The organism is Micromonospora maritima (assembly GCF_902825405.1).
Classification (GTDB): Bacteria; Actinomycetota; Actinomycetes; order Mycobacteriales; family Micromonosporaceae; genus Micromonospora; species Micromonospora maritima.
Genome location: NZ_CADEAU010000011.1, coordinates 1 through 17,604, shown reverse-complemented (window position 1 = coordinate 17,604; position 17,604 = coordinate 1). Strand labels below are relative to the sequence as shown.

The following is a 17,604-nucleotide window of genomic DNA, read 5'->3' as shown; positions in this document are numbered from 1 at the left end:
CCGGTGGCGGCCGGGAGGGGCCGCCCGGTGTCACGGCGCCGGCGGCGGGACGGTGCCGCCGGCGCCGCCGCGGTTCAGCTCGTCCGGGTACGCAGCCAGACGGCGGTGTCCGGTGGCAGCCGGTCGTCGTCGAGCGGGCCGCTGGCCAGCAGCAGCCGGTCGTGTTCCGGCAGCGGCACGACCTCGTCGCCGAGGTTGACCAGGCAGGCGAACCCGGGGTCGCGGGCGAAGGCCAGCACCCGGTCCGGTGCGGGCAGCCAGCTCAGCGGGCCGTCACCGAGCGCGGGCTCGGCCCGGCGCAGCGTCAGCGCGGCCCGGTACAGCTCCAGCATCGAGTGCGGGTCGCCGGTCTGGGCGCGGACCGTGCGGTCCTTCCAGTCGGCCGGCTGCGGCAGCCAGGGCGCGGTGGCCGCGCCGTCGGGGCTGAACCCGAAGGGCGGGGCGTCGCCCTGCCACGGCAGCGGCACCCGGCAGCCGTCGCGGCCCGGGTCGACCCGCCCGGAACGCTCCCACATCGGGTCCTGCCGCAGCTCGTACGGGATGTCCTCGACCTCCCACAGCCCCAGCTCCTCGCCCTGGTAGACGTAGGCGGCGCCGGGCAGCGCGAGCGACAGCAGCGCGGCGGCGCGGGCCCGGCGCGTGCCGAGTTCGAGGTCGGTGGGGATGCCCTCGCGCTTGGCGGCGAAGCTGAACCGGGTGTCGGCCCGGCCGTAGCGGGTGACGTGCCGGGTGACGTCGTGGTTGGACAGCACCCAGGTGGCCGGCGCGCCGACCGGCGCGTGCGCGGCGAGCGTGCCGTCGATGCTGTCCCGCAGCGCGCCGGCGTCCCAGGCGCAGCCGAGGAAGTCGAAGTTGAACGCGGTGTGCAGCTCGTCCGGGCGCAGGTAGTGGGCGAAGCGCTGCCGGTCCGGCAGCCACACCTCGCCGACCAGCGCCCGCTGGCCGGGGTAGCTGTCGGCGATCCGCCGCCAGGCGCGGTAGACGTCGTGCACGCCGTTCTGGTCGCGGAACGGGTGCGGCCGGTCCGGGTGGACCTCGGGCAGCGTGCCGTCCTTGACCAGCAGGCCGGCCGAGTCGATCCGGATGCCGTCCACGCCCCGGTCGAACCAGAACCGCAGGATGTCCTCGAACTCCGCGCGTACCCGGGGGTGGTCCCAGTTGAAGTCGGGCTGTTGCGGGGCGAACAAGTGCAGGTACCAGTCGCCGGGGGTGCCGTCCGGGTCGGTGGTGCGGGTCCAGGTCGGGCCGCCGAACTCGCCGGTCCAGTCGGTGGGCGGGAGGTCGCCGCCGGGACCGCGTCCGGCGCGGAACCAGAACAGCTCCCGCTCGGGGGCGTCCGGGCCGCCGGCCAGTGCCGCCTGGAACCACGGGTGCGCGTCCGAGCAGTGGTTGGGCACCACGTCGACGATGGTCCGGATGCCGAGCGCGTGCGCCTCGGTGATCAGCGCCTCGACCTCGCCGAGCGTGCCGAAGACCGGGTCGATGTCGCGATAGTCGGACACGTCGTAGCCGGCGTCGGCCATCGGGGACGGGTACCAGGGGCTGAACCAGACGGCGTCCACGCCCAGCGTGGCGAGGTGGTCCAGGCGGGAGCGGATGCCGGCGACGTCGCCGATCCCGTCGCCGTTGCCGTCGGCGAAGCTGCGCGGGTAGACCTGGTAGATCACCGCTGAACGCCACCACGGGCTGCTGTCGACAGTGGACACGGGCACCTGCTTTCTGCGGGTCGGTTCTGATGCGGCGGGCGGTGCGCCCGTCAGCCCTTGAGGCCGCCGGTGGTCAGGCCGGACATGATGTTCCGTTGGAAGATCAGGAACAGCACGACGGTGGGGATCGCGGCGATGACCGAGGCGGCGATCACCACGTTCATCGGGGTGCCGCCGGAGAAGGCGTAGATGCCGACGCTGACGGTCCGCGTCTCCGGGGACGGCATGACCAGCTTCGGCCAGAGGAAGTCCTTCCAGACCGCCGTCACCGCGAAGATCGCCACCACGCCGAGGATCGGGCGGGACATCGGCAGGACGATCGACCAGAGCGTGCGCAGCGGCGTGGCGCCGTCCATCACCGCGGCGGCCATCAGGTCCTCGGGGATCGAGTCGAAGAACCGCTTGAGCAGGAAGATGTTGAACGCGTTGGCGACCAGCGGCAGCCAGATCGCGAACGGCGAGTCGAGCAGGTTGAGGTGCACGATCGGCAGGTCGATCACGGTCACGTACTGCGGGACGATGAGCACCATGGCCGGGATCATCAGCGTCGCCAGCATCATGCCGAGGATCAGCTTGCCCAGCACCGGGCGCAGCTTCGACAGCGCGTACGCGGCGGCGGTGTCGAACACGAGCTGGAACAGCACCGCGCCGGTGGCGTAGTAGAACGTGTTGAACAGCAGCTTCGCCAGGTCGAGGTTGGTCCAGGCGTCGACGTAGTTCTGCGGCCGCGGGTCGCGCGGGAACAGCGACGGCGGGGTCTGCGCGATCTCCTGGCCGGACTTCAGCGCGCCGGTGACCATCCAGTAGAGCGGACCGAGGAAGACCAGCGTGAACGCCACCACGACGACGGCGAGCACGGTCCAGTAGAGGACCCGGCCGCGACCGCGCCGCAGTTGGGCCGGGGAGACGAGGGTACGGGTGGTGAGATCGGCGGCCATGTCCTAGTCCTGTCTCGCGGTCAGTCGCACGTAGACGGCGGAGAACCCGGCCAGCACCACCAGCATGATCACGCCGAGCGCGGCGGCGCCGTTGAGGTCGTTCTGGAAGAACCCGTGCTGGTAGATCAGGTAGGCCACCGAGGTCGCCGAGTCCTGCGTGCCGGCGCCGTTGGCGAGGATCAGCGGCTCGATGAACAGCTGCATGGTGGCCACGATCTGGAGCATCGCCAGCAACGCGAGGATCAGCCGGGTCTGCGGGATCGTCACGTGCACGATCCGCCGCCACACCCCGGCGCCGTCGATCTCGGCGGCCTCGTACAGCTCGCCGGGGATGTTCTGCAACGCGGCCAGGTAGATCAGCACGGCGCCGCCCATGTTCATCCAGGTCGACGCCAGCACCATGGCCGGCATCGTCATGGTCGGCGACTGCATCCACTCCGACGTGGGCAGTCCGAGCGCGGTGAGGACCGCGTTGAACAGTCCCGCCTCGCTCGGGTCGTACGCGTAGAACTTGAACAGGAACAGCGCGGACGCCGGCGGCAGCATCACCGGCAGGTAGACCAGCACCCGCAGGTAGCCCTTGGCGTGGCGCAGCTCGTTGAGCAGGATCGCCACGAAGAACGGCACGGCGTACCCGAGCACCAGCGCCAGGCCGGTGAAGACGAACGTGTTCTTCCAGGCGGTCCAGAAGCTCGGATCGGCAATGATCCGGGTGTAGTTGTCCCAGCCGACCCAGGTGGTCTCGCCGCGCCGGGTGCGCTGGAAGCTCATCACGACGCCGCGGACCATCGGGTACCAGGAGAAGACGGCGAAGCAGGCGACCGCGCCGATGAGGAACGTGTGCCCGGTGAGGTTGTCCCGTACCTTCCGGCCGAGCCCGGCCCGACGCGCGGCGGTCTGCCGCGGCGGCGGTGCGGGACGGCCGGGCCGGTGGGTGGCACCCGGGGCGGTGGTGAGCGCCAAGGCGACTCCTGCGGTAGGGGGTGGGGGCCGGCCGGGGCCGACCCCCACCCGGTCGGGTCAGCTGCCGGCGGCCAGGAGCTGGTTGACCTTCTCCTCGGCGGTCTTGAGCAGGGCGTCGATGTTCGCGTTCGGGTTGGTCAGCACCCCGGACATGGCGGCGTCGAGCACCGCGTAGATGGCCTGGGCGTTGCGCGGCTCACCCTTGATCGGCACGGGGTTGGCCTCGAAGACCGCGAAGTTGGCGGTGTCGACGTTCGCGTTGGCCTTGCGCAGGTCCAGCTCCTGCTTCTGCGCGTCGCTGCCGCCTGCGAACAGCAGCGGCTGGGGCAGGCCGACCGGGTAGTTCTGCGGCTTGGCGCGGACGTAGTCGAACTGGCCCTTGCCCGGCGTGAGCTTCTGGTAGGCGATCCACTTCAGACCGGCCTTGACCTGCTCCGGGGTGAGGCCCTTCTTGAAGAAGTAGCCCTCGCCGCCGCCGAGCGTCGCCTTGGCCGGGCCGTCCTGGCCGGGCAGCGGGCCCATCGCCCAGTCCTGGTACTTGCCCTGGAACTGGCTGACGATCGCCTGGGTCGCGTCGGGCGCGCCGATGAACATGCCGACCTTGCCGGCGCCGGCGTTGGTCAGCAGGTCGCCCCATTGGAGCAGCTGGCGGCTGCCCATGCTGTCGTCGCCGTAGCGCATGTCCTTGAGGTTCTGCAGGACCTGCTTGCCCATCGGGTTGTTGAAGTCGGCCTTCTTGCCGTCGGCGCTGAGCACCTGGCCGCCCTGCGAGTAGAGCAGCGAGGTGAAGTGCCAGCCGCCGGTGTTGCCGGCGCTGTACTCGGAGTAGCCGGCGACGCCGCCGCCGAGCGCCGAGATCTTCTTGGCCGCGGTCCGCACCTCGGGCCACGTCTTCGGCGGGTTGGCCGCGTCGAGGCCGGCCCGCTGGAACAGCGCCTTGTTGTAGATCAGGCCCATGGAGTAGTTCTTCACCGGTACGCCGTAGAGCTTGCCGCCGTCGGTGAAGACCTCCTTGAGCGCCGGGTCCACGCTGTCCCAGGTCGGGACGGTGTCCTTGGTGACGTACTCGGTGATGTCCATCGCCTGACCGGAGTCCAGCACCTGCTGGAGGTCGGTCATGTAGCCGTAGAACACGTCGGTGACGGTGCCGCCGGCGAGGCGGGCGGTGAAGTCCGGCGGGTTGTTGCACTGCTCGCCGACGCTGACGCTCTTGACCACGATGTTCGGGTTCTGCCGCTGGAACTCGGCGACGTCGTCGTTCCAGTTCTTCAGCAGTTCCTTCTGCGCGCCGACCGGCTGGCAGTCGACGGTGATGGTGACCTTGCCGCCGGCGTCCTTGCTGTCGTCGCTCTTGGTGGAGCATGCCGCCAGGCTGAGCCCGAGGCCGGCCGCGAGCGCGACCGCCGCGACCTTCCGATGCTGCGGTACGGACATGTGTCCATCCCTTCGGGAACGGATGTATCGATGGCTTTCACTGATGTGCGGAGACCGCTGGTAGGTGGAGCCAATGTAGCGACGCCGACTCTTCGCAGCAAGGTTTCGACCTCATGACGAAAGAACACGACTTTGCAACGGCTGATCGCGACGACGTCGTTCGAGGAAACAAAAAGGACCGCCGACCGCGGGTGCGGTCGGCGGCCGGGTGGCGCGCCGGAATCAGGTACGCGGAGCGGGGGCGGTGGAGCCGCGTACCACCAGTTCGGGCTCGAAGAGCAGCTCGTCGTGCAGCACGCCGGCCCCCTCGATCTGGGTGACCAGCAGGTCGACGGCGGCCTGGCCCATCGTCTCGATCGGCTGGCGCACGGTGGTCAGCGGCGGGTCTGTGCAGGTCATGAACGCGGAGTCGTCGAAGCCCACCACCGACACGTCGGCCGGCACCGCCCGCCCCAGCCGCCGGGCGGCCCGGATGGTGCCCAGGGCCAGCACGTCGCTGGCGCAGACGATGCCGGTCACGCCGCGCTCGACCAGCTTGGTCGCCGCGACCCGGGCACCCTCCATGGAGAAGCTGGACCGCTCGACGAACTCCCGGTCCTCCCCCCAGCCGGCGGCCCGGACCATGGCGTCCAGCTTGCGGCGCGAGGGCACGTGGTCCTCCGGGCCGAGCACCATGCCGATCCGCTCGTGGCCGAGCGAACGCAGGTGCCCGTACGCCTGCTCGACGGCGACCGCGTCGTCGGTGGACACCCGGGGGAAGCCCAACTCCTCGACACCGGCGTTGACCAGCACCACGGGCAGGCCGCGATCGGTCAGGCGGCGGTAGTGCTCGTGCGACGCGTCCGCCAGCGCGTACGAGCCGCCGGCGAAGATGACGCCGCTGACCTGGTGGTCCAGCAGCATCTCCACGTAGCCCGACTCGGGCACGCCGCCGATGGTGCGGGCGCACAGCGCCGGGGTGAACCCGCGCTGGGCCAGGGAGCCGGTGACCACCTCGGCCAACGCCGGGAAGATCGGGTTCTGCAGCTCGGGCAGCACCAGCCCGACCAGCCGGGCCCGTTCCCCGCGCAGCTTGGTCGGGCGCTCGTAGCCGAGCACGTCGAGGGCGGTCAGCACGGCCGTCCGGGTCGCCTCGGACACGCCTCCGCGACCGTTGAGCACGCGGCTCACGGTCGCCTCACTGACGCCCGCCTTGCGGGCCACCTCGGTCAAGCGTTTCGTCACGGCGGCAATCGTACGTCGGGTTCTTGCAAGAAATGAACAGTGTCTGCGCCCGATCCTTGACGTCCTGCGCGGTACCCCACCTGAAAGATTCGAACATAGCCATGCTTGAAAGTTTGCAGAGGGCGGGAATAACATGAGGCACCTTGTCGGCGGGCACCCCTCACCCGCGCCGAGGCCACCACCGTCCCTCCTCGCGAAAGTGGGTGCTCCGATGCGACGGAGCGTGGAAGGCACCGCGGGCCGCCGCCCGTGCGTACCGAGGATCCTCGCGGCGGCGGTCACCGCCGCCGCCCTGGTCGTACCGCCCGGCTCCGCCGCCGCGGCGACCGCGACCCCCGGCCCGGCTCCGGCGACCACCCGGGCCGCCCTCGAGCCCGCGCTGGTGGCCGGGCGCGGCGCCACCGTCGACTACGTCGAGCAGGAGGCCGAGAACGCCCGCACCACAGGCACCGTCATCGGCCCCGACCGGTCCGCCTACACGCTGGCCGGCGAGGCGTCCGGCCGCCGGGCCGTCCGCCTGCTCCCCGGCCAGTACGTCGAGTTCACGCTCCCCCGGGCCACCAACGCGCTGACCGTGCGCTACAGCATCCCGGACGCGCCGGGCGGCGGCGGCATCACCGCGCCGCTGCGGGTCGCCGTCGGCCGCGCGCCCGCGCGCACCATGACGCTCACCTCGCAGTACGCCTGGCTCTACAACCAGTACCCGTTCACCAACGACCCCGACGCGGACCTGCTGCACCCGGACTGGTGGATCACCGAGTGCTCATGCGTACCGGCGGCCACCACGCCCGCACCCGTGATCACCAAGCCGTTCCGGCCGCACCACTTCTACGACGAGCAGCGGCTGCTGCTCGGGCGCACCCACCGGGCCGGCGAGGTGGTGCGGCTGACCGCGCCCACCGGCACGGCCGCCGCCTGGACCGTGATCGACCTGCTGGACGCGCACCTGGTCGCCCCGCCCCGGGTGCTCGCCCACGCGGTGAACGTGCTCGCCTTCGGCGCCGACCCGACCGGGCGGCGGGAGTCCGCCGCCGCGTTCGACCGGGCCGTGGCGTACGCCCGCCGGGTGGACCGCCCGCTCTACCTGCCGCCGGGCACCTTCCAGGTGAACCGGCACGTGATCGTCGACGACGTGACGATCGTGGGCGCGGGCAGCTGGTACACCGTCGTGAAGGGACGCGAGGTCGCACTGGACACCCCGGCACCCGACGGGTCCCGCCACACCGGCGTCGGCTTCTACGGGCGCGACGCCGCCGACGGCGGCAGTCGCCACGTCCACCTCTCCGGTTTCGCGATCGAGGGCGACGTCCGCGAACGCATCGACACCGACCAGGTCAACGCGATCGGTGGCGCGCTCAACCACAGCACCGTCGACGGCCTCTACCTGCACCACACCAAGGTCGGCATGTGGTTCGACGGGCCGATGACCGGGCTGCGGGTCACCGACACCGTGATCGCCGACCAGATCGCCGACGGACTCAACTTCCACACCGGCGTCACCCACTCCTCGGTCACCGACTCGGTGGTCCGCAACAGTGGCGACGACGCCCTGGCCATGTGGTCGGAGGGGACCGCGAACGCCTCCAACACGTTCGCGTACAACACCGTGCAGTCGCCGGTGCTCGCCAACGGGATCGCGCTCTACGGCGGCGCCGACCTGACCGTCGCCCACAACCTGATCGCCGACCCGGTCCGCGAGGGCAGCGCCATCCAGATCGGTTCCCGGTTCGGAGCCGAGCCGTTCGCCGGCCGGATCCGGATCACCGGCAACACCACGGTCCGGGCCGGCACGTACGACCTCAACTGGAACATCGGCCTCGGTGCGATCTGGTTCTACGCGCTGGACCGCAGCATCGACGCCGACATCCAGGTCACCGGCGACGCCTACCTGGACAACACCTACAACGCGATCATGCTGGTCAGCGACTGGCCGGTGAAGGACCGCGTCCGGATCGACACCGTGCGGTTCCGCGACATCCGGGTCGACGGCACGGGCACCTCGGTGGTGAGCGCCCGCACCGCCGGCGGGGCCAGCTTCGCCGACGTCGACGCGCGCAACGTGGGCGCGGTCGGCGTGAACAACTGCGGCTCGTTCCACTTCACCCCGGCGGGCTCGGAGTTCGGCCTCACCGACCTCGGCGGCAACGACGGTGGCTGGCTCGCCCCGTGGCTGCTGCCGAACACCATCACCTGCGACGACCGACCGCCGGTCGTACCGCCGCCCCCACCGGCCACCTGATCCACACCACGTCGGGGAGGTGGCGTGGTCCAGGCGCCGTCGATGCCGCCACCTCCCCGAGCTGGCGGGGCGGCCCGCGACGGTATCCGACGGGTGGTCAGAACGACGCGACCGCCACCGGTCGAGGACACCGGTGGCGGTCGCGGACGGGGAGAACGGGGCGGATCAGGCCTCGGTGAGCTGACCCCGCAGCTTGGTCAGGGCGCGGGCGAGCAGGCGGGACACGTGCATCTGGGACACGCCGACCCGGGCGGCGATCTCGCTCTGGGTCAGGTTGCCGTAGAAGCGCAGCGTGAGGATCTTCTGCTCGCGCTCGTCGAGGGTGGCCAGCGCCGGGCCCAGCGAGGCGCGCAGCTCGGCCAGCTCGTACTCGTTGTCCTCGGTGCCGAGCGTGTCGCCCAGCTCGGTGGCGCTGTCGCCGTCGCCGATCGGGGTGGACAGCGAGACCGCGTTGTAGGCGCGGGCACCCTCCAGGCCCTCCAGCACCTCTTCCTCGGTGACGTCGAGGTGGCTGGCGATGTCGGCCACGGTCGGGGCCCGGTTGAGGGTCTGGGTCAGCGTGCTGTTCGCCTCGGAGATGCGCAGCCGCAGCTCCTGGAGCCGACGCGGGACCCGGATGTTCCAGGTGCGGTCGCGGAAGTGCCGCTTGATCTCGCCGAGGATGGTCGGGATGGCGAAGCCGGCGAAGTCGACCCCGCGCGAGGCGTCGAACCGGTCGACCGCCTTGATCAGGCCGAGCGCCGCCGTCTGGGCCAGGTCGCCGGCCGGCTCACCGCGACCGCTGTAGCGGGCGGCCAGGTGGTTGGCCAACGGCAGCCACGCCTCGATGACCTGATGACGCAGGGCGGCCCGCTGCGGGTGGCCCACGGGCAGGGCGGCCAGCGCCCCGATCAGCTCGCTGGCGCGGGACTCCTCACCGGTCTGCGGCGCGCGGTGCACCTCGGTGGCGGACGGTGCCATGGTCATCGTGGTCATGCTGCCCTTCCTGTCCTTCGGAGAACGGGTGGCCTCCCACACCGGTCGTGCCAGCCACACTAGACCAAAGGTCACCAGCAAATCAACCGAACGGACGATGGAGATTTGCGGATATACCGGACACCGTGGCGTCGAATCCGGTCAGCGGGGTAGCAGCGGCCGGTAGTCGGCGGCGGTGAGCGGGAGCGCCGAGACGCTCCCGTCGGCGCGCGGCACCTCCAGCGCCTGCCCGTCCTGGCGGAACGCCACGCTGTCCACGTCCGGGCGCTGGGTGAGGCTGCACACGATCTGCCCGAAGGCGAGCACCTCGTCGTTGCGCAGCCCGGTCTCCTCGCCGCCCTGGCGCACGTCGACCGTGGCGACGTTGCCAGCCAGCGTGGCCCCCGCGACCGTGACCGTGCCCGGCAGGGCGGTGGTCAGCCCGCGACCCCGCTCCCAGCGGTCCGGCCCGGCCAGCAGATGCTGGAGGTGGGCGTCCACGCCCGGCAGCCGGTCCGCCGGACGGGTGACCACCGCCAGCCCGTCCTCCCGGACGAAGCAGAACGGCTCGTCCACCCGGCCCTCCGGGTCGGCGGTCGTCGTGCCGGCCGGTGTCGGGAACCGGCCGGGCGGCGGCTGCACCACCCGGGGCTCGTCGTCGACCGGCACGCCGCAGCCGGCGAGCAGCACGACCGCGAGCAGCGTCGGGACCAGCCGGCGCCTCATCGGACCGCTCCGGGCAGCTCGACCCGGAACCGGGCGCCCCGGTCCCGCTCCAGCACGGCCGCCGTCCCGCCGTGCGCCGCCGCGTGCTGGGCCACCAGGGCGAGCCCGAGCCCGGTCCCGTCGGTGCCGGCCCGGGCGTGCGCCGCCCGCCCCCGGACGAACCGGTCGAAGATCGCCTCCCGGTCCGCCTGCGGTACGCCCGGACCGTCGTCGTCGACCTCCAGGACACCCACGCCGCCCTGCGCGCCGAGCCGGACGGCGACCGGACCGCCGCCGTACCGTTGCGCGTTCTCCAGCAGGTTCAGCAGCACCTGGGCGAACCGGCGGCGATCGACCCACCATCGGTGCGGCGACCCGTCCGAGACCTCCACCAGACTCTCCGGCAGCGACCGTTCGCGGCAGGTGGACCGCGCCAACTCGACCACGTCGACGGTCTCCCGGTGTGCCGGCTGCTCGGTGCGGGCGAGCTGGATCAGGTCGTCCACCAGGCGCTGGAACCGGGCCACCTCGTCCGCGACCAGGCCCGCCGCGGTGGCGGTGCGCTCGTCCTGGTGCTCCCGGCGACGGGTCAGGACGCTCGCGGCGGCGGCCAACGTCTGCAACGGTGAGCGCAGCTCGTGGCTGACGTCGGCGGCGAAGCGCCGGTCGCGGTCGATCCGCCGCACCAGCTCGTCGACCATCTCGTTGAACGAGCTGGACAGGCGGGTCAGGTCCGGGTCGTTGGTCGGGTCCAGCCGGGTGGCGAAGTCACCCGCGGCGATCCGCTCGGCCGCGTCGGCCACCGCGGTGAGCGGGCGGAGGCTGTGCCGGGTGGCGTACCAGCCCAGCGCCGCGCCGGCTCCCGCGATCATGATGGCTACCGCGGTCAGCGCCAGCCCGACCACCTGGAACGTGTCCTCCACCTCGCGCAGCGAGGTCAGTTCGTAGTAACCCAGCTCACCCGGGAGCGGCACACCGACGAGCAGCGTCGGCTGCCCGTCCAGCCGGATCCGCTGCACGGCGGGCCGGCCGTCGGCGACCACCCGTTGCAGTTCGACCGGCACCGAGCTGGCGCCCACGTCCGCGGTACGGGCGTACCAGCCGTCGCGCAGGTGCAGCAGCGGGCGCCGGGCGCTGCCGGTGTCCAGCGAGCGCAGCACGGCCACCACGTCCGGGGTGCCGGTGTCGAGGCCGGACCGGACCACCGCGGCGTCGTAGTAGGCGGCGCGGACGGCGGTGCGCTCGCGCTCGTCCAGCAACGAGCGGCGGGTCAGGTCGTACGAGAAGAGGGCCATCAGCGCGGCGAGCAGCAGGGCGCCGACGGCGAACGCGGCGGTCACCCGGGCGCGCAGTCCGGGACGGCTCATCGCTGGAGCTTGTAGCCGAGACCCCGCAGGGTCACCAGGTGACGGGGGTTGGCCGGGTCCGGCTCGATCTTCTGCCGCAGCCGACCGACGTGCACGTCGACCAACCGTTCGTCACCTGTCTCGTAGCCCCACACGCGGCTGAGCAACTGCTGGCGGGACAGCACCTTGCCGGCGTGCTCGGCCAGCTCGCAGAGGAGCCGGAACTCGGTCCGGGTCACCGGTACCGGGCGGCCGGAGCGTCGCACCTCGCCGGCCTCGGCGCTGATCTCCAGGTCGCCGAAGAACTGGGCGGGCGCGGGACCGGCCATGGTCCGGGCCCGGCGGCGCAGGGCCCGCAACCGGGCCGAGAGTTCCTTGATCGCGACCGGCTTGACCACGTAGTCGTCCGCCCCGGCCTCCAGTGCGGCGACGATGTCGTGGGTGTCGTCGCGCGCGCTGATCACCACGACGGGGACGTCGTCGTCGCGACGTAACTGCCGGATACCGGCGAAACCGTCCATGCCGGGGAGCATCAGGTCCATCAGCACGTAGTCGGCCGGGTTCTCCCGCTGCCGGCGCAGGCCGTCCTCGGCGGTCGCCGCGCCGTAGGCCTCGTAGCCCTCCTCCTCCAGGGCGAGCTGCAGCGCGAGCCGGATGCGGTCGTCGTCCTCGATCACCAGTACGGCCGTCATAGGGGCATCATGACCGGCGTGCCGCGGGTCGCCCAATCGCGTCGGCCGTTCACGGTTTTTGTCACCGAACCGTCATACAACCGTCCGGTGACCTCCAAGATCGCTGCCCAGAGTGGGAACCGCACCGGAACCCGTCACGGAAGCGACCAGATGACCAGCACCCTGCCGCCCTCCCCGCCGGAGTCCACCGTGCCGCACGTGCGGGTGGACATCACCGAGGAGTTGGACCTCGCCGGGCTGTCCGAGGTCGCGCACGTGCTGGACCGCGTCCTGGCGCTGCGGCCCCGGGAGGTGACCATCGACCTGGCGCAGTGCCGGCACGTCGACGCCGCCGCGATCGCCCTGCTGCTGGACGTGCACCGCCGCCTGGCCCGACGGGACGCGGTCCTGATCCTGAGCAACCCGCACCCCCGGATCCGGCGGATCCTGTCCACCGCCGGGCTGGGCGTGTCCGTACCCGTCGTCGACACGCCCCGCCCGGCCGCGCGCGGTCGCGCCCGGGTCGGGTCCGCGCGGCGCTGAGGAGGAGTGGTGACCGGCAGCACGCTCGTCGGAGCGCTCGTCGTGGGGCTCGCCGTCGGTGCGGTGGGACGCTTCGTCCTACCGGGGCGCAGGGCCGTCCCGGTCTGGTTGACCCTCGCGCTCGGCGTGGCCGCGGCGCTGCTCGGCGCGATCGTGGTCGGGCTGGTCGACAGACGTCCCGGTGGCTCGCCGCTGCTGCCCCTGGTGGTGCAGACCGGGTTCGCCGCGGTCGCGGTCGTGCTGGCGGTGGTCGCCGCCGGCCGGCAGGCGTCGCCCGACCCGGCGGCCCGGCGGAAGGAGGAGGTGTGACGGTCGTACCGGCGGAACACCTGATGATGCTCATCTGCGACGCCTGCGGTGACAGCGTCTCCGGCACGGGGGCCACGCTGCCCGACGCCGAGGTGGTGTGGACGCTGGTCTTCGAGCACGACTGGGTCGGCTCGCCGTTCGCCTCCGGGCCGCACCACTGCCCCCGGTGCAGCGCCCGGGCGGCGGTCGCCGACGACGGCCTGGGCCTCGACGACGTGGAGGCGGTGGCCGGCCCGCGGCCCACTCCCGACGCCGACCCCGCCGAAGCGGTACGCCGGGCGTTGGCCGACCGGTCGGTGCGGGCCGACCGGGAGCTGGTGGACCTCGCCGGGCTGGAGGTGATCGACTCCGCCGGTCTCGGCCTGCTGGTCCGGGCGCACCAGGAGGCCCGGCGGGACGGTCGTCGGTTGTGCCTGGTGGCGCCGTCCCGGTTCGTGCTCACCGTGTTGCACACCATGCGGCTCGACGGCGTCTTCACCGTCGTCGACGCCCCCGCCCCGGCGTCGGGTGTCGCGCCCGCCGCCCGATCCTGACCGCACAGAAGGAGCCCTCCCCGTGATGATGCCGTGGCCGTACCCGGAGTTCCCGTTCGCCGGCGGGCCCGTGCCCGACGACGCGGACGTGGCGCTCGCGTCGCTGGTCGCGCAGCGCCTGAGCGCCGACTGGACCACCCGGCGCCAGCAGATCACGGTGACCGTGCAGAACCGGGTGGTCATCCTCGCCGGGATGGTCGCGGATCCGGAGACCCGCCGGGTCGCCGCGGAACTGGCCTGGGACGTGCCGGGCGTGTTCGACGTCTGCAACGCGCTGCGGCTCTACCGCGGGCGGCGCGCCGGGCGCTGACCCGCGCCGCGACGCCGCGGCGGTTGCACGCATCGGCGTCCACCTCTACCCTCGGCGTGGGAGCGCTCCCCAGCGCCGCGTCGACCTTCCGGGCAGGTTCGCGTCGGGCATCCTCCGATCACCACCCACCAGATGGGACCTTCCCGCATGTTCTCGATCCCCCGCCCGTCCCGGCGGCACCTGTTCGTCGGCGCCGCCGTTGGCGCGCTCGCCGTGGCGGCGACCGCCGTCCTGCCGTCACCGGACGCGATGGCGGCCACCGGTTGCGCCGTCACCTACACCACCAACTCCTGGCAGGGCGGCTTCACCGCCACCGTGACGGTCAAGAACCTCGGTGACCCGGTGAACGGTTGGACCCTGGGCTTCACCTTCCCCGACAGCGGCCAGCGCGTCGTGCAGGGCTGGTCGGCCACCTGGCAGCAGAGCGGATCCGCGGTCACCGGGCGCAGCCTGGACTACAACGGCTCGCTCGGCACCGGGGCCAGCACCACCGTCGGTTTCAACGGGTCCTGGGCCGGGTCGAACCCGAGCCCGACCGCGTTCACGCTCAACGGCACGGCCTGCACCGGCGGCACCGGCACCCCGCCGCCGAGCACGCCACCGCCGACCACTCCCCCGCCCACCACCCCGCCCCCGACGACCCCGCCGCCCACCGGCACCACGCCGGTGGCGATCAACGGTCAGCTCCGGGTCTGCGGGGTCAACCTCTGCAACCAGTACGGCCGGCCGATCCAGTTGCGCGGCATGAGCACGCACGGGTTGCAGTGGTTCGCCAACTGCTACCCGGACGCCTCGCTCGACGCGCTGGCCGACGACTGGCAGGCCGACCTGCTGCGCATCTCGATGTACGTGCAGGAGCAGGGTTACGAGACCAACCCGGCCGGGTTCACCGCCCAGGTCAACTCGCTCGTCGACAAGGCCGAGGCGCGGGGCATGTACGCGTTGGTCGACTTCCACACCCTGACCCCCGGCGACCCGACGTACAACCTGGAGCGGGCCAAGACCTTCTTCGCCACCGTGTCGGCGCGCAACGCCGCCAAGAAGAACGTGATCTACGAGATCACCAACGAGCCCAACGGGGTGAGCTGGTCAACCATCCGCACCTACGCCGAGCAGGTCATCCCGGTGATCCGGGCCAACGACCCGGACGCCGTGGTCATCGTCGGCACCCGGGGCTGGTCCTCGCTGGGCGTCTCCGAGGGCGGCAACTCCGACGAGATCGTCAACAACCCGGTGCGGGCGGAGAACATCATGTACACGTTCCACTTCTACGCCGCCTCGCACAAGGACAACTACCGCAACGAGGTGCAGCGGGCCGCCGCCCGGCTGCCGCTGTTCGTCACCGAGTTCGGCACGGTGACCTACACCGGTGACGGCGCGGTCGACACGGCCAGCAGCAACGCCTGGCTGGACCTGCTCGACCGACTGAAGATCAGCTACGCCAACTGGACGTACTCGGACGCGCCCGAGGGCAGCGCGGCGCTGCGACCCGGCACCTGCGCGGCGGGCACCTTCACCGGCACCTCGGTGCTCACCGAGTCCGGCGCGTTCATGCGCAACCGGATCCGCACCCCCGACTCCTTCCCCACCTCCTGACCGGGCGGCCGGCGGCGGTCCGTCCCCTTCGGGCCGCCGCCGGTCAGCCCTCGATCAGCCCGGACCGGCGCCACAGCAGCCGTCCCGGGCCGGCGATCAGCCCCAGCTCGGTGAGGTGTTCGGCGATCCGCTGGGCGGACCAGCGCAGGGTGGCCCGCCAGTGCGGGTTCGCGCGGGCCGCGGCCAGGCCGACCGCCGGCGCGATGCCGACCGCCGCGTACGCGCGGGGATTCACCAGGCGCCGGGTGATCGAGTGCGCCGCCCGGCCGATCACCAGCCGGGCGTAGCCCAACGCGACCGGGCCGGCCGCCTCCACCTGGCGGCCCAGCTCGTCGCGGGCGAAGCGCACGTGCCGGGCCTCCTCCACCACGTGGATCCGGGACACCATCCGGATCAGCGGCTGCAACGACTCGTCGGCCATGATCTCCCGCTGGAACGAGTCGAGGATCTCCTCGGCGATGAGGATGGCGGCGTACATCTGCGGGCCGGTCGCGGTGGCCTTGAGCCAGCGGCCGAGCAGGTGGTCGACCGGGTCGGCCCGGTAGACCGGCGTGCCGATCGCCTCGATCAGCCGCCCGAACATGATGGAGTGCCGGCACTCGTCGGCGACCTCGGTGAGCGCGTACTGGGCGTGCCGGCTGGTCGGGTCGGCGTCGTAGTAGTGCCGGATCAGCATCTGCATGAGGATCGTCTCGAACCACAGTCCGGCGCTGGCGGCGCTGGCCACCTCGTGCTTGGTCAGCTCGACCCGCTGCTCCTCGGTCATGCCGTCCCACAGCGGGGTGCCGTAGAGGCTGCTGCGCCGCGGCGGCAGCCAGTACGCCCCGGGCACCGGCGGCGCCGACCAGTCGAGGTCCACCAGCGGGTCGTAGCTGGTCCGCACCGAGGCGGCGAGCAGGCGGTCGGCGACCGCCTCCCGAGGGAATCCGGCCGACGTCCGCTCCATGACCCCTCCAGGTTGACGTAACTTCCGGTAACTGTTACGAGTGGTAGCATGCGACGCACCTCCACCGATGTCAATGGCCCGGACACCCCGCCCGCGCCCCGCTCCGGCGGCCGGCGCGACCGCTGGGCCGGCCATCGCGAGCAACGACGCCAGGACCTGGTCGCCGCGGCCGTGCAGGCGTTGTTGCGGCACGGGCCCGGCGTCGACATGGACCAGGTGGCGGCCACCGCCGGAGTCAGCAAACCGGTGCTCTACCGCTACTTCGCCGACAAGGCGCAGCTCTGGCTGGCGGTCGGCGAGGTGGTCGCGGCGCGGGTGGTGGACGCGATCGCGCCCGCGGTGGAGCAGGTACGCGAGGAGCGGGCGCTGGTGGAGGCGACCATCGACGCGTACCTGAGCGTGATCGAGTCCGAGCCGACGCTCTACCGGTTCCTGGTGCACGAGTCCGGCCTCCCCGGCCTCCAGCAGGTGGTCAGCGGCACCAGCCGGCAGGTCGCCACCGGGCTGGCCCGGGTGATCGGCGACCGGCTGCGCGCGCTGGGCCTCGACACCGGCCCGGCCGAGCCGTGGGCGTACGGGCTGGTCGGGTTCGTCCAGGCGGTCGGCGACTGGTGGACCACGCACGGCCAGCCGATCAGCCGCGCCGCGCTCACCGACTACCTGACCACCCTGCTGTGGAGCGGCATCGAGGGGGTCCGGCGCGGCGCGGACCTGCCGCCGGAGCTGACCCGCGCGCACGAGCGGATCGACAGGTGAGCTGGCAGGGCCCGGCCGAGATCGCCGGCACCCCGGTCCGGCTGCACGCCGGTGGCCGGTGGGAGCCGGTCGACGGGCGCTACCACTGGGCCGGGCGCACCGAGCCGGAGCCGCGCCTGGTGCGGCTGCTGCGCTCCGGCCGGCGGGACGTGGACGTCCGCGTCGGCGACCGGGTCGCCCGGGCCCGGCTGACCGAGGTGGACCCGTGGGGCGGCGTGCGGGTCACCGGGGTCGGCGCGCCGCCCTGGCCGGCGGAGGAGGACTGAGCCGCACGTACCGTGGGGGGATGACGCCGCCCGCCACCGTCCTGCTGGTCTTCGGTCGCGGCGTGGTGGCCGACGACGGCGGCTACCGCCTCACCGACGAGAGCGCCGCGCGCACCGACGCGGCCGTGGCGTACGTCCGCGCCCACGCCGCCGCGTTCCGCCGCG

Annotated in this window: 18 protein-coding genes; 8 read left to right on the top strand and 10 right to left on the bottom strand. The window is 72.4% G+C overall.

The window, feature by feature from the left end:
* Positions 1 to 74: 74 nt before the first annotated feature.
* The 5 genes from HUW36_RS03175 to HUW36_RS03155 form a co-directional block, all read right to left on the bottom strand.
* The gene (locus HUW36_RS03175) at positions 75 to 1,706 is read right to left on the bottom strand and encodes a glycoside hydrolase family 13 protein (RefSeq protein WP_174526702.1); all 1,632 of its coding nucleotides are present in this window, start codon (positions 1,704 to 1,706) and stop codon (positions 75 to 77) included.
* 50 nt (positions 1,707 to 1,756) lie between these two features.
* Positions 1,757 to 2,644, bottom strand: coding sequence for a carbohydrate ABC transporter permease (locus HUW36_RS03170; RefSeq protein ID WP_174526701.1), 888 nt, complete (start codon positions 2,642 to 2,644; stop codon positions 1,757 to 1,759).
* A 3-nt stretch (positions 2,645 to 2,647) separates the two neighbouring features.
* Entirely contained in the window at positions 2,648 to 3,607 is a 960-nt protein-coding gene (locus HUW36_RS03165; RefSeq protein ID WP_174526700.1) for a carbohydrate ABC transporter permease, read from the bottom strand.
* Between the two features lie 57 nt (positions 3,608 to 3,664).
* A complete protein-coding gene (locus HUW36_RS03160; RefSeq protein ID WP_174526699.1) occupies positions 3,665 to 5,041 on the bottom strand; it encodes an ABC transporter substrate-binding protein in 1,377 nt (458 codons plus the stop codon).
* 222 nt (positions 5,042 to 5,263) lie between these two features.
* On the bottom strand, positions 5,264 to 6,265 hold the full coding sequence (locus tag HUW36_RS03155; protein WP_246247828.1) for a LacI family DNA-binding transcriptional regulator: 1,002 nt from the start codon (positions 6,263 to 6,265) through the stop codon (positions 5,264 to 5,266).
* Between the two features lie 211 nt (positions 6,266 to 6,476).
* Here HUW36_RS03155 and HUW36_RS03150 point away from each other — a divergent pair, with 211 nt between their 5' ends.
* Positions 6,477 to 8,504 (top strand): glycosyl hydrolase family 28-related protein, encoded by a 2,028-nt coding sequence (locus HUW36_RS03150; protein ID WP_174526698.1) that lies wholly within the window; start codon positions 6,477 to 6,479, stop codon positions 8,502 to 8,504.
* Positions 8,505 to 8,669: 165 nt separating this feature from the next.
* Here the strand turns inward: HUW36_RS03150 and HUW36_RS03145 are convergent, their stop codons facing one another.
* The 4 genes from HUW36_RS03145 to HUW36_RS03130 all read right to left on the bottom strand — a co-directional run bounded on the left by HUW36_RS03145 (position 8,670) and on the right by HUW36_RS03130 (position 12,201).
* A complete protein-coding gene (locus HUW36_RS03145; RefSeq protein ID WP_174526697.1) occupies positions 8,670 to 9,479 on the bottom strand; it encodes a SigB/SigF/SigG family RNA polymerase sigma factor in 810 nt (269 codons plus the stop codon).
* A 141-nt stretch (positions 9,480 to 9,620) separates the two neighbouring features.
* On the bottom strand, positions 9,621 to 10,184 hold the full coding sequence (locus HUW36_RS03140) for a GerMN domain-containing protein (RefSeq protein ID WP_174526696.1): 564 nt from the start codon (positions 10,182 to 10,184) through the stop codon (positions 9,621 to 9,623).
* Complete coding sequence (locus HUW36_RS03135; protein WP_174526695.1) at positions 10,181 to 11,530, bottom strand: sensor histidine kinase; 1,350 nt, start codon at positions 11,528 to 11,530, stop codon at positions 10,181 to 10,183. The genes HUW36_RS03140 and HUW36_RS03135 overlap by 4 nt, the downstream gene beginning before the upstream one ends.
* On the bottom strand, positions 11,527 to 12,201 hold the full coding sequence (locus HUW36_RS03130; protein WP_174526694.1) for a response regulator transcription factor: 675 nt from the start codon (positions 12,199 to 12,201) through the stop codon (positions 11,527 to 11,529). Before HUW36_RS03130 ends, HUW36_RS03135 begins: the two co-directional genes overlap by 4 nt.
* Before the next feature lie 150 nt (positions 12,202 to 12,351).
* Between HUW36_RS03130 and HUW36_RS03125 the strand changes: the two genes are divergently transcribed.
* The 5 genes from HUW36_RS03125 (at position 12,352) to HUW36_RS03105 (ending at position 15,471) form a co-directional block, all read left to right on the top strand.
* On the top strand, positions 12,352 to 12,723 hold the full coding sequence (locus HUW36_RS03125; protein WP_174526693.1) for an STAS domain-containing protein: 372 nt from the start codon (positions 12,352 to 12,354) through the stop codon (positions 12,721 to 12,723).
* 9 nt (positions 12,724 to 12,732) lie between these two features.
* Entirely contained in the window at positions 12,733 to 13,032 is a 300-nt protein-coding gene (locus HUW36_RS03120) for a hypothetical protein (protein WP_174526692.1), read from the top strand.
* Positions 13,029 to 13,565, top strand: a complete 537-nt coding sequence (locus HUW36_RS03115; protein ID WP_174526691.1) for an STAS domain-containing protein — start codon at positions 13,029 to 13,031, stop codon at positions 13,563 to 13,565. Before HUW36_RS03120 ends, HUW36_RS03115 begins: the two co-directional genes overlap by 4 nt.
* Before the next feature lie 22 nt (positions 13,566 to 13,587).
* Positions 13,588 to 13,875, top strand: coding sequence for a BON domain-containing protein (locus tag HUW36_RS03110; RefSeq protein WP_246247826.1), 288 nt, complete (start codon positions 13,588 to 13,590; stop codon positions 13,873 to 13,875).
* Between the two features lie 147 nt (positions 13,876 to 14,022).
* Positions 14,023 to 15,471, top strand: a complete 1,449-nt coding sequence (locus HUW36_RS03105) for a cellulase family glycosylhydrolase (RefSeq protein ID WP_174526712.1) — start codon at positions 14,023 to 14,025, stop codon at positions 15,469 to 15,471.
* Between the two features lie 43 nt (positions 15,472 to 15,514).
* Here HUW36_RS03105 and HUW36_RS03100 read toward each other — a convergent pair whose 3' ends face one another.
* The gene (locus HUW36_RS03100) at positions 15,515 to 16,417 is read right to left on the bottom strand and encodes an AurF N-oxygenase family protein (protein ID WP_174526690.1); all 903 of its coding nucleotides are present in this window, start codon (positions 16,415 to 16,417) and stop codon (positions 15,515 to 15,517) included.
* A 48-nt stretch (positions 16,418 to 16,465) separates the two neighbouring features.
* Between HUW36_RS03100 and HUW36_RS03095 the strand changes: the two genes are divergently transcribed.
* Positions 16,466 to 17,173: a TetR family transcriptional regulator gene (locus HUW36_RS03095; RefSeq protein ID WP_174526689.1), complete on the top strand. Its 708-nt coding sequence runs from the start codon at positions 16,466 to 16,468 to the stop codon at positions 17,171 to 17,173.
* Complete coding sequence (locus HUW36_RS03090; RefSeq protein ID WP_174526688.1) at positions 17,170 to 17,439, top strand: DUF4873 domain-containing protein; 270 nt, start codon at positions 17,170 to 17,172, stop codon at positions 17,437 to 17,439. The genes HUW36_RS03095 and HUW36_RS03090 overlap by 4 nt, the downstream gene beginning before the upstream one ends.
* The last annotated feature ends 165 nt before the right edge of the window (positions 17,440 to 17,604 follow it).